The organism is Flavobacterium sp. NRK F7 (assembly GCF_024054195.1).
GTDB lineage: Bacteria > Bacteroidota > Bacteroidia > Flavobacteriales > Flavobacteriaceae > Flavobacterium.
Map to the genome: position 1 here is coordinate 1 of NZ_JAMXLB010000020.1, position 219 is coordinate 219.

Below are 219 nucleotides of genomic sequence, written 5' to 3' on the forward strand. Positions count from 1 at the left end.
TTGTATCGGTAATAACACAAGAATACGTACCTGGTGCTAGATTATTTATATTTTGAGTGGTTGCTATGACTTGATTTTGCTCGTTTCGCCACGAAAAAGTATAACTCGGAGTACCGCCACTTGGGGTAAGATTGATACTTCCATTGTTCAAACCAAAACAACTACTATCTGTCTTGGTATAACTTGCTGTTAAAACTGAAGGCTCAGTTACTGTAAAAG

1 protein-coding gene is annotated in these 219 nt (G+C 37.4%); it reads right to left on the bottom strand.

What is annotated here, in order from left to right; all coding sequences use genetic code 11:
- Positions 1-219, bottom strand: a 219-nt coding sequence (locus tag NHF47_RS17340; protein ID WP_252766129.1) for a SprB repeat-containing protein, incomplete at both ends; no start/stop codon positions are given.